The organism is Veillonella sp. R32 (genome assembly GCF_010093125.1).
Lineage (GTDB): Bacteria > Bacillota > Negativicutes > Veillonellales > Veillonellaceae > Veillonella_A.
The window spans coordinates 26109-47305 of record NZ_NMZQ01000006.1; the positions used below are offsets into that span (position 1 = coordinate 26109).

Sequence of the window (21197 nt, forward strand, 5' to 3'; positions counted from 1 at the left end):
AATGAGAGGGTACTCTATGCAGCATAACTATGAAAAAGTTGTTACTGTTTGTCCTTATTGTGGTTCGGGATGTCAAATCGAGTTTACTGTAGACCGTAAGGCTAATCGAATTATTGAAGCTAAAGGGGCACCTGGTCGAACGAATGAAGGTAGACTATGTTTAAAAGGTTTTTATGGTTGGGATTATTTAAATGATCCACAGATTCTAACGCGGCGCATTACATCGCCCATGATTCGTAAAGGGGGCAAAGGTACTCCCTTGGAGCCTGTTAGTTGGGACGAAGCTATTCAATATACGGCGGAGCGTTTACAGGCCATTATTAAAGAATATGGGGCCGATGCCGTTATGGGGGCTGGGTCTGCTCGTGGACCAGGTAATGAAGCGGGTTATATTACGCAAAAATTTATGCGTGCTGTTATAGGTACTAATAATGTGGATCATTGTGCCCGTATTTGTCATGCTGCTTCAGTAGCTGGTTTAAAACAGACGATTGGGGAAGGTGCGATGTCACTTAGTGTGCCGGAGATTGAAGATGCGGAAGTTATTTTCAATATTGGCTATAATGGAGCTACATCCCATCCGATTGTGGCACGTCGTATTGTAAAAGCCAAGGCTAAAGGGGCTAAGATTATTTGTGCAGACCCTCAGATTTCTGAAACGGCACGAATTGCAGATCTTCATTTACAACAAAAAGGGGGCACTAATTTATTATTGCTCAATGCGTTAGCCTATACCATTGTGGAAGAAAATTTAGTAGATGAAGCCTTTATTAGAGACCATGTTAATGGGTATGAAGAGTTTGTGCCAAAACTTAAAGCGTATGCGCCAGAATTGGTGGCTTTTGATATTGGGGTTACTGCACAAGAAATTCGGGAAGCCGCTCGTTTATATGCATCTTCTAAACATTCGGTTATTCTTTGGGGCATGGGAATTACGCAATTTTCGCAAGGTGTTGATTGCGTAGCAGCTTGTTCTAATTTAGCTATGTTGACAGGCAACTATGGCCATTATGCCACTGGCGTAGGGCCTGTGCGTGGACAAAATAATGTACAAGGTACTTGCGATATGGGCGTATTACCTAATGAATATCCAGGCTACCAAGCGGTAACGGATCCTGTTATTCGTGAAAAGTTTGAAAATGCTTGGGGCGTTTCACTATCACCTACGGTGGGACTCAAATTGACACAAGTACCTGAGCGAGTATTAGAAGAATCTGATCCTAAGAAACAAATTCATGCGTACTATATCATTGGTGAAGATCCAGCACAGTCAGATCCTCATTTAGAAGAATTACGTGAAACATTGGCCGCTATTGATTTAGTCATTGTGCAAGATATTTTCATGAATCGTACGTCTGAATATGCAGATGTAATCTTGCCAGCCACTGCTTGGGGAGAACATGAGGCTATCTATACTTGTTGTGATCGTGGTTTCCAACGAGTGCGGAAGGTTATTGAGCCACCAGCTGGGGTTAAGCCTGATTGGGAAATTCTTTGTCTCTTGGCCACGGCCATGGGATACCCTATGCATTATAATAATACCCAAGAGATTTGGGACGAAATGTGCTCCTTAGCACCTAAATTTGCAGGAGCAACCTATGAAAAAATTGAAGCCCTAGGTAGTGTACAATGGCCTTGCTATGAGGAAAGCATGGAGGACAGAGGTACCATATTTTTGCATAAAGATGGGGAATTTGCAACGCCTGATGGCCGTGGTAATTTGGTATTTAATGATTATCAACCAGTAAAAGAAGAAGTGGATGAGGAGTATCCATTGTCCTTCTGCACGGTTCGTGAAGTGGGGCATTACTCAGCACGGACTATGACTGGTAATTGTCGTATGCTCCGTCAATTAGAGGATGAGCCAGGCTGGATTGCTATGAATCCAAAGGATTGTGAAGCCTTAGGTGTTGAGCAAGGTGATTTAGTGCGCGTTCGCTCACGACGAGGGAGTTTAATTACTCGATGCTTACCAACTGAGCGGGCTAAGCTCGGCGCCACCTATATGACATATCAGTGGTGGATTGGCGCTTGTAATGAGCTCACTAATGGTGTGCTAGACCCTAAGAGTAAAACACCAGAATATAAATATTGTGCTTGTCGCGTAGAAAAGTTAGCTAATCAAGCGGAAGCCGAAGAATATGTGAAGTCACAATATGCTCTAATTCGAGCAAAAATGGGAATAGAAAAGGCAGGTGCCGGCGCATGAATCGTTTTGTAAAAGGAAACCCCTTACTTTGTATTGGTTGTCGTACTTGTATGGTAGCTTGTGTAGTGGCCCATCGTGGGAATGGTATTTTTACTACGGATCCTGATAGTGAAGACTTTTTCCCTCGTATTCATGTGGTTAAAACTAAAACAAAGACAATGACAGTTCAATGTCATCATTGTGAAAATGCACCTTGTGTGACGGTATGCCCTGTAGGGGCTCTCGAAAAAGGTCCTCATAGCATTGTGCTTCACGAATCTCGTTGTATTGGTTGTCAGCAGTGTACGATGGCTTGTCCCTTTGGAGCGATTCAAATGAAGCAGGTCACAGAGTCAGAAAAACTTCGAGTAGTAGCTAATAAATGCGATTTATGTGCCACTACGGAAGAAGGAAGCCCTGCTTGTGTATCGCATTGTCCAACGGAAGCATTGACTTATTATACGGCCGAACATATCTCTGAGATAGTCAATGAGAAAAACCTCCAAACCGCGCGCAAGGCCTGGGCGGCCAAGGAGGGACAAGCATGAATCAATTTATTTATTGCGATGTAAATGTATGCATTGGTTGTGGTATGTGTGAACGGCAATGTATTATGGCGCATTATAATTTGCCTATGACTGAGGTGAAATTAGATAATCCTTTGCAACGAGCGCGTTGTAAAGCGTATCGCTTACCTGATTTAAAAGTAGCGGTTCATTGTAAGCATTGTGAAAATGCACCTTGCTTGGCTGCTTGTCCCGTTAAAGCGATTTCAAAACGCAATGACAATATGATTTTTGTAGATGAAACTATATGTATTGGTTGTCGTGAATGTGTATTGGCTTGTCCTTTTGGGGCCGTGCGCATGGCACCCTTAGAAGATGGTCGTACGGTAGCAACAAAATGTGATTTATGTATTGATACGTCCGTTGGTACACCAGCGTGTGTAGCTGGTTGCCCTAAAAAGGCGCTTACATTAGTGACCGAAGAAACGATGAAAGCTTCTTTGACACATAAACGGGAAACCTTTGCTTAAGTTAAAAGTATTAGCATTTGAGACATGGAGTAGGAATATATGAAGGCAATTACAGTAGAAGCAAGTCAGCAACAATGGCATAGGGAATTGGCCAAGCGGTCTAAGCAGGCTGTTGAATATATTCCTTTGTCTCAGGCTTTAGGTAGAGTCTTAGCACAGGATTTAATAGCCCAAAGCGATATGCCACCATTTCGAAAATCCCCTTATGATGGCTTTGTGATTCCCTATGTAGCTAATCAGCAACGGTTCAAAGTTATTGGCTTGATAGGAGCTGGTGAAGTGTTTGAGGGCCCAGTAGCACCTGGTGAGGCCGTTCGCATTATGACAGGCGCTCCTATTCCTGCTGATTGTGATACGATGATTATGCAGGAACGCTGTGAGTTTGATGGCACGTATATTACCGTTCGTGGTGATATTGTACGTGGTGATAACATTGTGCCGCAAGGTGAGGAATGTAGCATTGGTGAAACGATTATTAAGGCTGGTACGTATTTAGATGCTGGCGTCATTGCCGTAGCGGTAGGCCTTGGGTATGCTACGGTACCCGTGTATGACCCCCTTAAAATTGTGGTATTAACGTCTGGTCGCGAGATTCTTCCTGTAGGTGAACCGTTAACAGCTGGTAAGATTTATAATTCTAATTTGTATATGTTAACTAATTTGTTAAAGGAACATAGTTTTTATGAAGTTACAACTCACCATGTAAGTGATGATCCCGCTGTATTGACTGAGGAAATTGCTCTTGTATCAAAACTTAGTAAAGCGGCGGATGTTATTATTAGTACGGGTGGTGTATCGGTTGGTTTATTTGACTCAATGCCTGCTATTTATGAAGCTTTAGGCGCTCGTGAATTATATAATCGTGTATTAATGCGTCCAGGGGCTGCTTCTTATGGTGGTCTTATAGAGCGAGGGGCTGGTCAATATACACTTTGTTTTGGTTTGTCCGGTAATCCTACGGCAGCCTATAATGGCTTTCATTTATTAGTATTGCCCATATTACGGCATTGTCAAGGTTATGGAAGATCAGAACTGATGAGTATTTCCTTACCTTTAGGGGCGCCTATTCATAAAAAGAATCCTTTTGACCGATATGTGCAAGGTGTTATTACCTATACTGCGGACGGTGCTGTTTTTATGCCAAATCGAGTGTTTACCTCCAGCGCATTATTAGGCTTAGCTCAGGCTAATAGTCTTACAAAGTTAGAACAAGGAGTTAATAACTATGAGGTAGGCGACAAAGTACCTGTTATGCTGCTTAAATATTATAATTAAAAAATCTATATAGGTTGCATTACAATAGAAGCCCTATGATAAGTCGTTTCAGCGTGCGTAGAAACAATTATCATAGGGCTTTGTTTATTCTATTTGAGGAGTCACTCATTTACTTAATAGCTAATTTGCTTTGTTACAGGCTATCAGAGTATAAAGTTTCCAGACCTTGTATTCGCTCAGGATGAGTCATGCATTTAAAGGAGTCTGGGCGTAATACATTACACAAGGTGATGTTATAAGAATCGGCTAAGGCTAGCCCTAAGGCTGTAGGCATGGCGCGAGAGCACATAATGGGAACGCCAAGACGATGCACTTTTTTTATAACCGATTGAGGTACACGACCGCTAAAAATTAAGATTTTGTCAGACGTATCAATGTGTTGGGTGACGATAATTCCTAATAAACGATCCAGTACATTATGGCGACCTACATCCTCGGCATAGGCAATGACTTCACCAGCTTTGACGATAGCCCCTTCGTGAACCCCGTGAGAGGTGTGATGTGCTTTAGTAATAGAGTCCAATAAACTGCCATAGCTACAAATTTCATCAGCACTAACTGTAATTTGTGTGTTTTTTACAGGCCGTGCAGTAGGCATTGCGTCTTGGAAGTATTGAATATGATGAGCCAGCGTAACATCGATGCGATGAGTTTCACGACTCATAGAAATAGTGGCAATCTCATTAGGGCTTTCAATATGCTCTTCCATAAGACAATAACCAAGGATTAAATCACGAAAATCATGAGGGGAGGCGATTAAGGTGGTAATTAGGGTATTTTCTATGTATAGTTTATAAGCCACTTCTTGTGAAATATCTAATTGTTCTTGGTGAGCTCCTTTGTTTTTTTCATAGGCAATGCATTGATAGTGATTGGTAGCCGATAAAGAATACATAGTAAACCCTCCTTAGGTAATAGGTTGCTAATTAATTGACATAAATTTATCATAAAAATGTATATAAATACTATTGTCTACTAAAAATATAGGTTAAAAAAGCTACTTCTATAGTATCATGTGAGACCAGTGTAGACAATTGTTAATTAGGAATACTTAAAAAAGGATAACATAAGTTTAGGTTGACTAATCTAAATTTATAGATATATAATAATTCAGTAACACCATTTTTAATGTTAGTTTTAAAAATGGTTTGGAATTGTTTATGTGTATAGAATAATGTTGTATTTGAGGCCAAGTCCTCGCGTTAGCAAAGGAAGTGAAATATGCAAATTCTAAAAAAATTAAGTCTTGCGTCTTGGATTATTATCGGTTTAATCGCCGGAGTTGTCGTTGGTGGCATAGCCCCAGAAGTGGGCAAAGCGATGAAGCCATTAGGTGATGTATTTATTCGCATGATTAAAATGATTGTAGTGCCATTGATTTTTAGTTCTTTAGTTATGGGGATTGCTGGTACCGGTGATTTTAAAAAATTAGGTCGTCTAGGAGGCAAAGCTATTCTTTGGTTTGAATTTGCCACGACCTTAGCGCTTATTGTGGGGCTATTCGCTGTTAATGTAATGGAGCCAGGCGTTGGCGTCGCATTGACACAAAATGGTGCTACTGAAGTAGTGACTAAAGCGGCGTCCGCTCATGGGGTTGATCATATTGAAATGTTGGTTAACATTGTGCCTACGAATATCGTTGATGCTATGGGTCGCGGTGATATGTTGCAAATTATTTTCTTTAGTTGTTTGTTTGCTATTGCAGCGGCTAGCACGGGGAAAGATGGACGTCAAATTATTGATTTATCCAAAGATTTAGCGCATATTATGTTCAAAGTGACTCACTACATTATGTATGTGTCACCTGTTGGTATTTTTGGTGCCATTGCTTATACGGTAGGTGAATTTGGGCTTGGCATGTTATTGCCACTTTTGAAGCTCGTTTTGTGTTTGTATGCAGCGTTAATTTTATTCTTGGTCATTGTTATTTCCATTGCTTCCTTCTTAACCAAAACGAATTTATTCCCATTGTTAAAAGTGTTAAAAGAACCACTTGTGTTGGCATTCTCCACGGCAGCTAGTGAAGCGGCCTTGCCAATTGCGATGGAAAAATTAGAACGGGCTGGCTTACCAAAACATATTGTAAGTTTTGTTTTACCATTGGGTTATACTTTTAATTTAGATGGCTCTACTTTATATAGTGCCTTAGCTGTTGTTTTTATTTCACAAGTATATGGCATTCCATTTCCGTTGGAATTACAACTTTTAATGCTTATTACTTTGATGTTGTCCACGAAAGGGATTGCTGCGGTACCAGGGGCATCACTCATCGTTATTGCCGGTACGGCAGCCGCCTTTGGCTTACCGGTGGAGGGGATTGCTATTATCCTTGGGGTTGACCGTATTTTAGATATGGCTCGTACTTTCTGTAATGTAACGGGGAACTGCGTAGCTGCAGCTGTGGTGGCCCGTTGGGAAAATGAAATTTCTCCAGAAGAATTGACAAAACGAATGAAAGAACCATTTAGTGAAGAAGAGATTGAAGCTTTAGTATTCGAAGCTAAATAATTTAATAGTGAAGTTAAAAGACGTTCATGACATGTTCGCTCTCAGAGCTCTTACGAGCAAAGGTCGCTATACATTGTCATGAACGTCTTTTTTTCCTATAAAAAGAGTTAGCTCCGAATGCTAAAGCTTTCCCTATATTCCAGGCGAGCTTCTACGCGATAATCGCGTTGCTCGTCTAGGGTGTCGCCATTGAGTAGGGTTATGCAAAGTTCTACGGCTTTTTGGCAGAGTAGGTCTAGGCGGTTATCTAAACTCGTTAGGGTAGGGGTAGCGCATTCGGCCAAGACAGAGTTGTTACAACCAATTACAGGAATGGTATGTTCGGTATTGGTTGTTTTTTCATGTGCTAGTATTGTTCGTTGGGCCCCTACGGCGAGTAGATCTTCTGAGGTAATGATAGCATCAATGGGGATTTGTTGCTCTAAGAGCGTTTCAATAGCTGCACTGGCTGATTCTAAGGAACGGTCAATTTGCTGGATAAGTTTAGGTTCTTGGCTCAATTGATGATGGGCAATACCCTTGGTATAGCCATTGAGTTTTTGACGACCGCTATGGGTGAGGGCATCGTAGAGATAGGCGATAGCTTGACAACCACGAGCGGCTAAGAGACTTACAAGCTGGAAGATACCGGCTTCTTCATCACAAACGATACTAAAACCTTCTGGTAAATGGTAATTGCTATTGATGGTAATTATAGGTGTTGTTTTCGACAGTTCTTTTAAATAGTGAATGTCTGCAGTAGCTGCTAAAGGGCTACCGATAATAATCATAGCGTCAACATATTTATTTTTTAAGTCAGAAATATATTTTTGTTTTGGTTGCGTGCCACTGCCTGTGCAACAAAGGACAATATCAAAATTATGGCTCCGAAGTTCGGTTTCTAAAATAGAAACGGCTTTGGCATAGAAGGCGTCACCTACATCACTGCATACTACACCAATAACGCGCATAGTATTTAGGGTTAATCCTCTAGCAAAGGGATTAGGAGTATAATTTAATTTTTTCATAGCTTGCGCTACTTTTTCACGGGTCTTAGGGCTTACGGTAGCACTGCCGTTAAGGACGCGTGAAACCGTGGCAATGGATACATTGGCTTCTTTTGCAATATCGTAGATGGTCATAGTGACTCCTTAGGTAAATTGTATTCTAAGTTTTGAGGTAGTATAGCAAATCTTTCTTATAAAATCAAGGTTTTCTCATAAAATCAAAATTTTATACAAATCGTTGTAGTTGATGTGAGTAAAATGCATATTAAATAGTATAATTACCTAGTATTATACTTAAAATGCAAAATTGTAATTTTTGCTATACATCAAAAATATTAAGTGCTATAATCGATTCATAAAATGTAAGCGCTTACAAAAGCAACCTATTGACTACCGACTAGCTATATTAGCTGTACCTTTAATATCTTTAACTATGTTTCCCCTTTGGTGATAAATAGGGTGTACCTATAAATGTAAGCGCTTACAATTTATATCGTTCGTATTAAAATATGGCATATACAGTGTGTAAGTCGTGTAAGCGCAACGGATTCTAGGTATAGGAGATGACGACAATGAAACAATTTATGGACGAAAACTTTTTATTAGAAACTGAAACAGCTAAGGTGTTATATCATGAACATGCAGCTAAGATGCCAATCATTGATTATCACTGTCATATTTCACCTCAAGAAATTGCAGAAAATCATCGTTTCAAAAGCATTACGGAAGCTTGGCTTGGTGGTGATCATTATAAATGGCGCCTCATTCGTTCAAATGGCACGCCTGAAAATAAGATTACAGGTAATGAGTCGGATGATTACACTAAGTTTTTAGAATATGCAAAAGCATTACCACGTGCTATTGGCAATCCGTTGTATCATTGGAGTCATTTAGAATTACAGCGTTATTTTGATGTAAAGATTCCGTTGACAGAGCGGACAGCTAAGGAAATTTTCGACCACTGTAACAAACGTTTACAAGCAGAAGATATGACAGTACAAGGGATTATTAAAAAATCCAATGTGGCAGTTATTTGTACTACTGATGATCCAGCAGACTCTTTGGAATGGCATGCTAAGATCAAAGCAGATGGTCTTTGCACGGCTAAAGTAGTGCCAGCTATGCGTCCTGATAAAGTACTAGCTCCCCAAAAAGAAGGATTTGCTCAGTATATTAAAACTTTAGCTACCGCAGCTGATATGAATATTGATACGGTAGCTGATGTAAAAGAAGCCCTTAAGAAACGAATTGCTTTCTTCCATGACATGGGCTGTCGCGCATCGGATCATGCCTTAAAATATATGTTCTGGCGCGAAGCTGATGACGCTACGGTAGAAGCGATTTTCCAAAAAGCCTTACAGGGAGACGCTATTACTGATGCTGAAGATGAAATGTATAAAACAAGTATTTTCCAAGTGTTGGCGGCTGAATATAATCGCTTAGGTTGGGGGATGCAATTGCACTATGCAACTCTTCGCGATAATAATACCCCTATGTTTAAGAAAATGGGGCCTGATACAGGCTTTGATTCAATCGCAGAAGGTAATTGTGGTCAAGGTTTGGTAGCCTTTTTAGATGGCTTACAAACAAAAGGAATTTTACCAAAAACGATAATTTATTCTGGCAATCCTAATGATAATGCCTTGATTGGAACTATTATTGGTTGCTATCAAGATGAAGGCGTGCGTTGCAAAGTACAGCAAGGCGCTGCTTGGTGGTTTAACGATACGAAACATGGTATGGAAGCACAATTAACGTCTATTGCTGATTTATCTATTGTAGGTAATATTCTTGGCATGTTAACAGATTCTCGATCCTTCTTATCTTACGCTCGTCATGAATACTATCGTCGTATTCTATGCAACTGGTTAGGGCATTTAGTAGAAAATGGCGAATATCCTAATGACTTAGACACCTTAGGTGGTTTGGTAGAAGATATTTGTTACAACAATGTAGCTGCGTATTTTAACTTTTAAAGTAGTTATTAATTTTAGAAAATAGGGTAATAGAAATAGCTAGGAGATTATATGAAAGCGATTCAAGAACTGTATGCTGTGAAAAAACGACCGTTGAAAGTATTACAATTTGGGGAAGGTAATTTTTTACGAGCTTTTGTTGATTATGCCATTGATGTGGCCAATGAAAAAGGTGTGTTCAATAGTAATGTAGCCATTGTGGTGCCGATTAAAGGCTGTGAAGTATGCGATCGTTTCAGCAAACAAAATAATGTGTATACGGTTTGCTTACGTGGTAAAAAGAATGGTCAAGTATATGAAGAAAATCGCCCCATTACGTGCATTAATCAAGTAGTGAGTGCTTATGATAATTATGAAGCATTTATAAAATTAGCACATACGCCAGAACTTGAGTTTGTTGTATCTAATACAACGGAAGCAGGGATTGTTTACGATAGTGCGGATTCCTTTGAAAGTTGCCCCCCTATGACGTTCCCAGGAAAGTTAACTAAGTTTTTATATGAACGGTTTACTCATTTTAAAGGGGATATAACTAAAGGGTTAACCATGTTGCCCGTAGAGTTAATCGAAAAAAATGGGGAAGCCTTAGAACATTGTGTCTTGCAGTTCATTGAGCAATGGCAGTTACCAGCTGAATTTAAAACTTGGGTAACAACGCATTGTCGTTTTGTAGGCACTTTAGTTGACCGCATCGTAACTGGCTATCCTCATGGACAAGTGGCAGAGTTTCACGAACAGCTAGGCTATACTGATGAATTGATTGCTGTAGCCGAGCCATTTGGTTTATGGGTTATTGGCGATGAAGCAGTAGCACCAGTTTTACCATTATCGTCGGATAAATTAGAAGTTGAATTTACCAATCAATTAGAAGTTTATAAAGAACGTAAAGTTCGTATTTTAAATGGTGCTCATACATCTATGGTATTAGGGGCTTATTTGGCTGGTTTTGATTATGTAAATCAATGTATGGATGATTTGGCTATTCGTACACAATTAGAACAATCTGTATTTGAAGAAATTGTGCCTACTGTTCATATGCCTCGTGAAAAAGCAGTGGGTTTTGCGAGAGAGGTATTTGGCCGATTTGAAAATCCCTTTGTACAGCATGCCTTATTATCTATTTCTTTAAATTCCATTTCTAAATGGCGCGCTCGCGTATTACCAACCTTTAAAGATTATGTAGCGTCCCATAAAGCACTGCCAAAATGGTTAACCTATTCGTTAGCAGCGTTGCTCGCTTTTTATCGTACTACGGAGCAAGGCGAGGGCTGTTTAATGGGGCATCGTGGTGAAACGACCTATGAAATTCATGATGATGCTGATAAATTAGCTGTAGTGGCTACTGCAGCGGCTTTAGATACTAAGACGTATGCATTAACTCTTTTACAACGCGAGGATTTTTGGGGTGAAGATTTAACTCAAATTCCTAGGTTAGCGGAGGCTGTTGTGACTACATTACTAGCTTTTGAAAGCGAGGGTATTGGTCAGTATATAGCTAAGCTTGGTGAAGTAAAATAAGGAGTACCTAATGTTAGTAAATGATGTAATTCAAGATACCGAAGCGATTACAACAAAGGTATTGCGCATTCATCCGAGTGACAATGTGGCCGTAGCGGTGGTACCTATAGAAGCAGGTACTACCTTACAGATTGCCGATAGTACGGTGACAACCTTTGAGGCCATTCCTATGGGCCATAAAATTGCCTTACAGCCCATTGCTAAAGGGAGCAATATTATAAAATATGGGTATCCTATTGGCCATGCAAAATTAGATATTATGCCTGGTGCATGGGTACACTCACATAATGTGCAAAGTAACTTAGGCGATTTATTAGCCTATACCTATGAGCCAGTGCCTGCGGTTACAGCTGAGCCAGTGATTACGGGTAAAGCGTATACCTTTGAAGGGTATCGGCGTGATGATGGTAAGGTGGGCATTCGCAATGAAGTGTGGATTATTCCTACGGTAGGTTGTGTTAACGGCATTGCTAAGACGTTGGCTCGTATGGCTGAAACGATACCTCATGAATTTGTAGATGGTATTTATGCCTATGCACATCCTCATGGTTGTTCGCAATTAGGTGATGATCAACTTCATACGCAACGTATTTTAAGTGGGCTTATTCATAATCCAAATGCTGGTGCTGTTTTAGTGGTAGGTCTGGGGTGTGAAAATAATCAGATTTCATTGTTAAAAGAAGTAATTGGTGATTATAATCCAGCGCGAGTTAAGTTTATGACCTGCCAAGACGTGGCCGATGAGTTAGCAACTGGCGAAGCCTTGCTACAAGAATTAGTTGCTTATGCGAATCAGAGTAGGCGGACAACTTGTCCCGCCTCTGAATTAACCTTAGGGCTAAAATGTGGAGGTTCTGATGGTTTTTCAGGGATTACAGCTAACCCTTTGGTAGGTGAAATATCCAACCGCATTGTAGAGTCTGGTGGTACTTCTATTTTGACCGAAGTGCCTGAAATGTTTGGGGCTGAAACGATTCTTATGAATCGCTGCCGTAATAAGGCTGTATTTGAAAAGACAGTAGCTTTAATTAATAATTTTAAGACGTATTTTAAGAGTTATGGGGAAGAAGTCGACGAAAACCCATCGCCTGGTAATAAGGCAGGAGGCATTACAACTTTAGAAGATAAATCGTTAGGCTGTGTACAAAAAGCGGGCGATGCTATTGTGGAAGATGTATTAGCCTATGGGGAAATAGCAAATCATAAAGGGCTAAACTTATTACAAGCACCTGGTAATGACTTGGTGGCAGCTACCGCCCTTGCGGCGTCAGGGGCACAAATGGTGTTATTTACAACAGGCCGTGGTACACCATTTGCTTCGCCAGTACCAACTGTAAAAATTGCAAGTAATACAAAATTGGCGAATTTTAAGAAAAATTGGATAGATTTTGATGCAGGCTCATTATTAAGCGGTGAATCAATGGAGTCTGTAGGAGACAGATTCATACAGTATATTTTGGACGTGGCTTCGGGTCGCACTCATGTCAGCGCTGAAGCTTTGGACAAAAGTGAATTAGCTATATTTAAAGACGGCGTAACTTTATAGTGGTAGAGGTGCTATAAAGTACCCTTTGGAGGGGTTTCACATGAGTACGATGGTAAAAGAGAACGGACAAGTAATAAGTGGGATGGGCGCAGCACAAGCGAGTGCAGTGGCTAGTGAAGTAACCACCGAAATGACTAAAACAGAGGCTATGGAGAATGGTTCTGTAGGAATGACCACACCTAAATTAAAATGGAAAGAAAAAATTGGCTATGGGTTTGGTGATTTTGGTAATGGGTTTATGTTTGACTTAGGACAAGCCTATTTAACTAAATTTTGGATTGATGTTTGTATGATTCCAGCCGGTGTTGTAGGGGGCATCTTTGCTTTTACTAAAATTTTTGATGCTTTTATGGATCCTATTGCTGGGGCGAGTATTGACCGCCGTAAAAATATTGGCAGTCGTGGCAAATTTAGACCTGTTATGATGATTGCCAGTATTGTCTTGGCACTATTGACAGTTGTTACATTTATGATGCCCGATTTAGATATGGGCGGCAAAATCTTATTTGCTTATGGTGCTTACATGGCTTGGGGGTTAGTCTATTCATTTACTAATATTCCCTATGCTTCTTTGGCCAGTGTAATGACACGCGATGTAGAAGATCGCAGTCAATTAGCTACGACTCGACAAGCTGGCTCCATAGGGGCTCAGCTTATTACAGGGGTTGCTTTTATTCCTATTGTATTAATGTTTGACACACCGGAACATGGCTATTTAGCAGCTGCTATTATCATGTCTTTAATCGGGATCTTAGGCTTTGCTATTTGTTATTGGACGACTAAAGAACATGTGCCAGTAAAACGTAATACTAAAGCGGAAGCTAAAGTAAGTTTTAAAGACTATATAAAAGTTGTATTTACTAATAAACCATTACTTTGCTTAATTCTTATGACCTTATTTACTATTTCGGCTATGAATACGAATAATGCAATGATGGTGTTCTTCTGCCAATATAATCTGGGGAATATTGCTTTACAGCCAGTTGTTAATGGTATTATGATGGGATGTTCAGTGGCCGGCATTCTTATGATTCCTAAATTAGTCGCTAAATTTGGTAAAAAACGGACTGCCATTGGTGGTTTAGTTATTGGTTGCTTAGCTAATATGTTAAACTTCTTTATTCCTACTAATATTTACTCTTTTATTGTCTTGGTAACGATTGGTTATGTAGCCTTGGCCATTCCTAATGGTATTACTTGGGCATTAGTATCTGATGTCATTGATTATAGCGAATGGCATAATGGGATTCGTAAAGAAGGTACCACCTATGCAGCATTTAATTTCTCCCGCAAAATTGCGCAAGCTATGGCTGCGTTGGTAAGTGCTCTTATTTTGAGTTTAACTGGTTATGTAGCTAACGCCATTCAAAGTGAAATGACTTTAACGGGGATTAAAGCAGCTATGACTTTATATCCAGGGATAGCCCTTGGCTTAGCAGCTTTGATTCTTTGGAAGTTATATGATTTATCTGATGAACGGTATAAACAGATTGTAGCCGATTTAAGTAAAGGCTTATGGGAAAAAGGGAAAATCGAATAAGCTAATGTAAAATAGTAGAAGCTAACACTAGCAATAATATACGTATAATATAAAAGGGACAACCTCAAGTTAGTTACCAGCTCTTTGGCGACATTGGTGGCTAACTGGGGGTTGTCTTTTGGTTATAATGGTTTTTAATAGATACTTGAAGTATGAAATTTACACGTTACACTGATAGTAAGTGGTTGAATTTTTAGTTGACTTACTAAAATATACAGATGTATAATAGTACGGGAATAAAATTTGAGTTTTATTATAAATATCTATAAATACAATTTTACTACTAAAGTTTAAATAGTTTATTGGTTTTATGAAGATGGTGTTTCATAATTTAATACTAGGCAATGATGTCTTATTTTATAGGGTGAAGTAGCATGTTCTCCTTATAGAATAGGACATTTTTTATTTAAAATATTTATAATAGAATTCAGTTTGTTATATAAAAATGCTAGGTTTTATATACTTCATATATATGTAAAATATTCTGTATGTATATAAAATCTGAAGGAGTTGTTAATAGAGGGTTACGATGTTTTTTTAATAATATTTTACTTCATAGTTTTTGCTTGCAAGCAATATATGTAGTACTGTGCTAGTTGCTGGTACTTGTATGGGTGGTATTTATTGAAGAAAGAAGTGGAAGTATGCACAGCTTGAGAAAAATGAGTTTAGCTACCTGGATTATGATTGGCTTATTAGCCGGCATTGTAGTTGGTGCAGTAGCACCAGAGGTAGGTAAGGCCTTAAAGCCTTTGGGGGATATCTTTATTCGCATGATTAAAATGATTGTAGTACCGTTAATTTTCAGCTGTTTAGTTATGGGCATAGCGGGTACCGGTGATTTTAAAAAGTTAGGCAAGTTAGGGGGCAAATCCATTATTTGGTTTGAATTTGCCACGACCTTAGCTCTTATTGTAGGTTTAGTAGCGGTTAATGTGTTACAACCTGGCACGGGGGTTGATTTATCTGCTGGTGGTACGAATGATGCGGTGGCTAAAGCTGCAAGTAGTAAAGGCCTTGATCATGTAGCTATGTTAGTAAATATTGTTCCAACTAATATTATTGACGCCATGGGACGTGGCGATATGCTACAGATTATCTTTTTTAGTTGCTTATTTGCTATTGCTTGTGCTAGTGTGGGACGGGAAGGAAAGCAAATTATTGATTTAGCTCGAGATTTAGCGCATGTTATGTTTCGCGTAACTCATTATGTCATGTATATTTCGCCTATTGGGATTTTTGGTGCGATTGCCTATACGGTGGGCACCTTTGGGATTGGTATGTTATTGCCACTAGTGAAACTGATTCTTTGTTTATATGTAGCTATTATTATCTTCTTACTAGTAGTGCTAGCTATTGGCTCGATTTTAACAAAAACTAATTTATTCCCTTTGATTAAAGTGCTAAAAGAACCGTTGGTATTGGCCTTTTCTACGGCCGCAAGTGAAGCGGCTTTGCCAATTGCTATGGAAAAATTAGAAACGTTAGGTTTGCCAAAGCGCATTGTTAGTTTTGTATTGCCATTAGGTTATACGTTTAACTTAGATGGTTCTACTTTATATAGTTGTGTAGCGGTTGTCTTTTTAGCGCAAGTGTATGATATTAACTTTCCTATTGAAATGCAACTATTAATGTTATTAACATTAATGTTATCTACTAAAGGAATTGCTGGTGTACCAGGGGCGGCATTAATTGTTATTGCTGGTACCGCTGCGGCCTTTGGTTTGCCTGTAGAAGGTATTGCGATTTTATTAGGTATTGATCGGGTGCTCGATATGGCGCGTACATTTTGTAATGTAACAGGGAATTGTATTGCCGCAGCTGTCGTTTCACGGTGGGAAAAAGAAGTGTCCGCTGATGAATTAGAACATAATTATGAACATTCTATGATGAGCAAAGAGAATATATAGATTGGTAAAATAATATATAACATAACAAAAACCCTAAGTGTGGAGACTTAGGGGTTTTGCCGTTTTGTAAAGAAGATGAAGTTTGTATAGAGTATCCTAAGAGGATATTTCAACATAGAGTACAGTAACAGCAGCATCCTCAAGGAATAAAGGAACCGTTTCCGTGCAATCGGACAGATAATATAATGTATCCGGTTGTATTTGGAGGTTACCTATTCGAGCCTTGGCAGAGGGTACAAAAGGTAAATTGGGAACATAGATAAATCTATGTTCGTGAGGATTAAGTTGAGAAGAAGAAGTTAACACAGAATAGTTAACCTTCATTCCTTGTTGGACCATAACATTAAAGTCAGTTGCTTTCCCCTTTGAAAAGGTGTGATAAGCACCATCGAAGTAGGCTACTTCGTACGGTTTTAAATGATATGTGTCTGCTGTTTCTTTAAAAGATAGGTATAATTGATTCGTTAGCGGAGTAATTAGACGGGTATACCCGGGAAGCAAGGTGAATTCAGATGATTCTACATCCACAGTTGCCGAGCTTATCCGAATAGCAAAATCTCTTTTACTATAAGAGCTTTGCGGTGGATATATAAAGAACTCTGTCGTGGAGCCACCAGACCAGGTAGAAGTAGTCGCTTGGTGACGAGCAATCACTGTAATTTCCATAACGCCTCCTATTTGGGCACTTCATCTATTCGCTACATACACTATAAGTCAGCTACGTCTAAAAAGTGTCAAAAATCAAAAGTTTTTTTAAAATTCAAAAATTTGATGTTTTTTTGGTTATAGTTGATGTATATTGGACGTATAGAATTCATGTTTTGTTTTATAACATCATGATATACAGTGATTTCATTTTAGAATGGAGGCAATCGTATGGCTAAGTTAGTTGAATTTGTTCCAAATTTTAGTGAAGGTCGCGATAAGGTAAAGGTTGAAAAGATTGTAGACGAAGCGCGCAAAATTAAAGATTTAAAAATTCTTGATTACTCAAGTGATGCTGATCACAATCGTTCTGTTGTGACCTTAATTGGTTCTCCTGAAGCGGTTACGGAAGCTGCCATTAATATGGCTAAAGTGGCTATTGAGTTGATTGATATGCGCACTCATGAAGGGGCACATCCTCGCTTTGGTGCTGTTGACGTTGTGCCATTTACACCGATTTCCGAAGTAACCATGGAAGAATGTGTAGCGATTGCTAATACGGTAGGTAAAGCCTATGGTGAAATGGGGATTCCAGTTTACTTATATGAAGACGCTTGCACTAAGGAAGATCGTCGTAATTTAGCATCTGTTCGTAAAGGGCAGTATGAAGGTTTCTTTGAAAAAATTAAAGATCCAAATTGGAAGCCTGATTATGGTCCTAGTGAAATGAATGAAAAATCCGGTTGCTCTGCTGTAGGTGCTCGCGTATCCTTGGTAGCTTTCAACGTTAACTTGAATACTAGTGATTTAGCAGTTGCTGATGCTATTGCTAAGAAGATTCGCCATATTGGTGGTGGTTTGCGCTATGTGAAAGCTATGGGCGTTATGCTTGAAGAACGCAACCAAGTGCAAGTATCCATGAACTTAGTCAATTATCAGAAATCCTCTGTATATCAAGCTTTTGAAATGATTAAAATGGAAGCAAAACGTTATGGCGTATCTATTGTAGGTAGTGAAATTATTGGCACCGTTCCTATGGCCGCGTTGATGATGGCCGCTGAATATTATCTACAAGTAGAAAACTTTGATATTAATCAGATCTTAGAAAAACAATTATTAGACTAACAGTTAGCAGTTAAATTAGACTAATACATATTTAATAGTTAACATTCATTGGAACATTACAAATTTTAAAATAATTAGCCATTTAAGTCAGTAAATAAATCAGTGAAGATTTGAGCATTTATTTGAGTGTTTATATGAAATAGTTTGATTATGTTATCATATTAGGGACTGATTTAATGCGTAAGTGCCGATTTAGGGCCGATTATAGTGCCTATTTGCATAATTGAAATGTGTAATAAGAGTTGAAAAAAGTACATATTTAGTGTAAATTAAAAAGTATAAAGTTATTTTTCAAACGTATATCAGCCCTATAGGAGGTGCATTCATGTTCAGTGATATTGAGATTGCGCAAGCCAATCAGATGGAACCTATTACGACCATTGCCGAAAAATGCGGTATTTTGCCTGAAGAATTAGAGCAATATGGTCATTATAAAGCGAAAGTATCCCTAGATGTTTTAACTCGTTTAAAAGATAAACCAAATGGCAAATTAGTCCTTGTTACAGCGATTACGCCAACCCCAGCAGGTGAAGGGAAATCAACTACGAGCATTGGTTTAACACAGGCGCTTAATAAAATTGGTAAACATGCTATCGTTGCTTTGCGTGAACCGTCCTTAGGACCTGTATTTGGTATCAAAGGCGGTGCCGCTGGTGGTGGTTATGCACAAGTCGTACCAATGGATGATATTAATTTACACTTTACCGGTGATATGCATGCTATTACGGCGGCCAATAACTTATTGTCTGCTATGATTGATAATCATGTACATCAAGGCAATGAATTAAATATTGATGTACGTCAAATTTCCTGGAAACGTGTTATGGACATGAATGACCGTGCGTTACGCAATGTAGTTGTTGGTATGGGGGGCAAAGTATGTGGTTTCCCACGGGAAGATCATTTTATGATTACCGTAGCGTCCGAAATCATGGCAGCACTTTGCTTGGCTACTAGTATTGAAGACTTAAAAGCCCGCTTTGGTCGGATTGTTATTGGTTCTAACTATGCAGGGGAACCTGTATATGTGCATCAATTAGGCTGTGAAGGCGCGATGGCTATGCTTATGAAAGACGCTATTAAGCCTAATTTAGTACAGACGTTAGAACACACGCCTGCTTTAGTTCATGGTGGCCCATTTGCGAATATTGCGCATGGTTGTAACTCTATTTTAGCAACTAAAATGGCGCTTAAACTAGGGGATATTGTTATTACTGAAGCCGGTTTCGGTGCTGACTTAGGGGCTGAAAAATTCCTTGATATTAAATGCCCTTACGGCGATATTTTCCCACAAGCCGTTGTTATTGTAGCTACTATTCGTGCTTTAAAAATGCATGGTGGTGTTAAGAAAACGGAATTAGGGGAAGAAAATGTAGAAGCTGTGAATGCTGGTTTTGTTAACCTGGCCAAACAAGTTGAAAATATGCGTGCCTATGGCTTACCAGTATTGGTAGCTATCAATAAATTCTCCTCTGATACACCAGCTGAAATTGAAAAATTATTACAGAAATGTGATAGTTATGGTGTGGATGTAACCCTCAATGAATGCTGGGAAAAAGGTGGCGATGGCGGTATCGATATGGCTAAACAAGTGGCAGCTATGGTAGAAGGTACGGATATTAAGCCAGTTACAATGTATGATAAGGAAGAGTCCATTCCTGAAAAATTAACTAAGATTGTACAAAAAATTTATGGTGGCACTGGCGTAGAATTTACAGCCAATGCACGTAAACAGATTAAACAATTAGAAGACTGGGGCCTTGATAAATTGCCAGTATGTATTGCTAAGACACAATACTCGTTAAGTGATGATCCTGCTTTATTAGGGGCACCAAAAGATTTTACCATTAACGTACAAGATGTACGTATTGCTAATGGGGCTGGTTTTATCGTTTGCCAAACTAGCAATATTATGGTTATGCCTGGCCTTCCTAAGAAACCAGCTGCGCTTAATATGGATATTGATGCAGATGGGAAGATTACTGGCTTATTCTAATGGGATAGTCATGTTAATGGGACTAAATCATAGATAATTATTGTTTATTTCGTCGTTAAGGCGATATATAAAGTGTATAGTATACCTTATAGGAGGCACAATGGAATTAAAAGCGTTATCCGTAGAAGGCTTTATTAATGAAACTGGTTCTAGTTCACCAGCTCCTGGTGGCGGTAGTATTGCAGCGCTTAATGGCGCCGCTGGGGCAGCTTTAATTGAAATGGTAGCCGCTTTGACGATTGGCAAAGAAAAATATGCTGCTGTAGAAGAGGAAATGAAAGCGATTCAGGCTAAAGCTCATAATATGAAAGCACAATTTTTAGCGTATATTGATGAAGACAGCGCTGCTTTCAATAAAATTATGGCGGCTTTTAAATTACCAAAAGAAAGCGACGAAGATAAAAAAGCTCGTTCTGCAGCCATTCAAGAGGCGACTAAAGGGGCAGCCTTGGTACCTTTCAAAATTGGTGAATTGGCTAATGAATTATTGCCGTTGGCAGCTACGGTTATTGAAAAAGGCAATCAAAATGCAATTACTGATGGTGCTGTAGCCACTATGAATGCACGTACATCGGTGCATGGTGCTTTCTTAAATGTAAAAATTAATTTAGGAAGCATTAAAGATGAAGCTTTTGTTGCTGATTTAACAGCTAAAATGGAAGCGATTGAAAATAGTATTGATGAAAAAGAACAAGCTTTATTAAATAAAGTAAGTTTATAATGCATGATTAGTTAGGTCATTAAAAACAGAGCAGTAGGACAACGACTGCTCTGTTTTTTTTAGGCTCTTTGTCAAATTTTGGGGCGCTAAAGAGATTATGCACTCTTAGGAAGGACATGCGACGTAATTGTTGCGTGTCCTTTTTTAGCATTAATGAATAAAATCCGATTACGAAAGCGTTCGAAGTTTTGTATTCCAAACGCACAACGTTTCAGTGCTTTTATTTT

The 21197-nt window shown here is 39.1% G+C and carries 16 protein-coding genes; 13 read left to right on the top strand and 3 right to left on the bottom strand.

The annotated features are described in order from the left end of the window. Positions 1 to 16: 16 nt before the first annotated feature. The 4 genes from fdhF to VER_RS01815 are packed head-to-tail and all read left to right on the top strand — an operon-like array spanning position 17 to position 4499. On the top strand, positions 17 to 2209 hold the full coding sequence (gene fdhF / locus VER_RS01800; RefSeq protein ID WP_162099178.1) for a formate dehydrogenase subunit alpha: 2193 nt from the start codon (positions 17 to 19) through the stop codon (positions 2207 to 2209). After that, on the top strand, positions 2206 to 2736 hold the full coding sequence (locus tag VER_RS01805) for a 4Fe-4S dicluster domain-containing protein (RefSeq protein ID WP_162099179.1): 531 nt from the start codon (positions 2206 to 2208) through the stop codon (positions 2734 to 2736). The genes fdhF and VER_RS01805 overlap by 4 nt, the downstream gene beginning before the upstream one ends. Then, positions 2733 to 3224 carry a 4Fe-4S dicluster domain-containing protein gene (locus VER_RS01810; RefSeq protein WP_162099180.1) on the top strand — a complete coding sequence of 164 codons (492 nt, stop codon included), beginning with the start codon at positions 2733 to 2735 and terminating at the stop codon, positions 3222 to 3224. Before VER_RS01805 ends, VER_RS01810 begins: the two co-directional genes overlap by 4 nt. Positions 3225 to 3263: 39 nt before the next feature. Beyond that, on the top strand, positions 3264 to 4499 hold the full coding sequence (locus tag VER_RS01815; RefSeq protein ID WP_162099181.1) for a molybdopterin molybdotransferase MoeA: 1236 nt from the start codon (positions 3264 to 3266) through the stop codon (positions 4497 to 4499). A 133-nt stretch (positions 4500 to 4632) separates the two neighbouring features. Here VER_RS01815 and VER_RS01820 read toward each other — a convergent pair whose 3' ends face one another. After that, on the bottom strand, positions 4633 to 5394 hold the full coding sequence (locus VER_RS01820) for a formate dehydrogenase accessory sulfurtransferase FdhD (RefSeq protein WP_162099182.1): 762 nt from the start codon (positions 5392 to 5394) through the stop codon (positions 4633 to 4635). 326 nt (positions 5395 to 5720) lie between these two features. Here VER_RS01820 and VER_RS01825 point away from each other — a divergent pair, with 326 nt between their 5' ends. Then, a complete protein-coding gene (locus VER_RS01825) occupies positions 5721 to 7007 on the top strand; it encodes a dicarboxylate/amino acid:cation symporter (protein ID WP_162099183.1) in 1287 nt (428 codons plus the stop codon). 107 nt (positions 7008 to 7114) lie between these two features. Here the strand turns inward: VER_RS01825 and VER_RS01830 are convergent, their stop codons facing one another. After that, positions 7115 to 8128, bottom strand: coding sequence for a LacI family DNA-binding transcriptional regulator (locus tag VER_RS01830; RefSeq protein WP_162099184.1), 1014 nt, complete (start codon positions 8126 to 8128; stop codon positions 7115 to 7117). A 437-nt stretch (positions 8129 to 8565) separates the two neighbouring features. On the opposite strand from VER_RS01830, the gene uxaC reads away from it, so the two are divergent. From uxaC to VER_RS01855, 5 genes are all read left to right on the top strand, one after another. Then, positions 8566 to 9969, top strand: a complete 1404-nt coding sequence (uxaC, locus tag VER_RS01835) for a glucuronate isomerase (RefSeq protein ID WP_162099185.1) — start codon at positions 8566 to 8568, stop codon at positions 9967 to 9969. Positions 9970 to 10020: 51 nt separating this feature from the next. Continuing rightward, the gene (locus VER_RS01840) at positions 10021 to 11487 is read left to right on the top strand and encodes a tagaturonate reductase (protein ID WP_162099186.1); all 1467 of its coding nucleotides are present in this window, start codon (positions 10021 to 10023) and stop codon (positions 11485 to 11487) included. Between the two features lie 10 nt (positions 11488 to 11497). After that, positions 11498 to 13033 (top strand): UxaA family hydrolase, encoded by a 1536-nt coding sequence (locus VER_RS01845; protein ID WP_162099187.1) that lies wholly within the window; start codon positions 11498 to 11500, stop codon positions 13031 to 13033. Positions 13034 to 13073: 40 nt separating this feature from the next. Then, entirely contained in the window at positions 13074 to 14573 is a 1500-nt protein-coding gene (locus tag VER_RS01850) for a glycoside-pentoside-hexuronide (GPH):cation symporter (RefSeq protein ID WP_238390113.1), read from the top strand. Positions 14574 to 15217: 644 nt separating this feature from the next. Beyond that, positions 15218 to 16483: a dicarboxylate/amino acid:cation symporter gene (locus VER_RS01855; protein WP_162099188.1), complete on the top strand. Its 1266-nt coding sequence runs from the start codon at positions 15218 to 15220 to the stop codon at positions 16481 to 16483. A 96-nt stretch (positions 16484 to 16579) separates the two neighbouring features. On the opposite strand, the gene VER_RS01860 is transcribed toward VER_RS01855, so the two are convergent. Beyond that, entirely contained in the window at positions 16580 to 17149 is a 570-nt protein-coding gene (locus VER_RS01860) for a HutD family protein (protein ID WP_162099189.1), read from the bottom strand. A 210-nt stretch (positions 17150 to 17359) separates the two neighbouring features. On the opposite strand from VER_RS01860, the gene ftcD reads away from it, so the two are divergent. The 3 genes from ftcD to VER_RS01875 all read left to right on the top strand — a co-directional run bounded on the left by ftcD (position 17360) and on the right by VER_RS01875 (position 20970). Then, positions 17360 to 18253 carry a glutamate formimidoyltransferase gene (ftcD, locus tag VER_RS01865; protein WP_162099190.1) on the top strand — a complete coding sequence of 298 codons (894 nt, stop codon included), beginning with the start codon at positions 17360 to 17362 and terminating at the stop codon, positions 18251 to 18253. 325 nt (positions 18254 to 18578) lie between these two features. Further along, complete coding sequence (locus VER_RS01870; protein ID WP_162099191.1) at positions 18579 to 20249, top strand: formate--tetrahydrofolate ligase; 1671 nt, start codon at positions 18579 to 18581, stop codon at positions 20247 to 20249. 100 nt (positions 20250 to 20349) lie between these two features. Continuing rightward, positions 20350 to 20970 carry a cyclodeaminase/cyclohydrolase family protein gene (locus tag VER_RS01875; protein ID WP_162099192.1) on the top strand — a complete coding sequence of 207 codons (621 nt, stop codon included), beginning with the start codon at positions 20350 to 20352 and terminating at the stop codon, positions 20968 to 20970. The last annotated feature ends 227 nt before the right edge of the window (positions 20971 to 21197 follow it).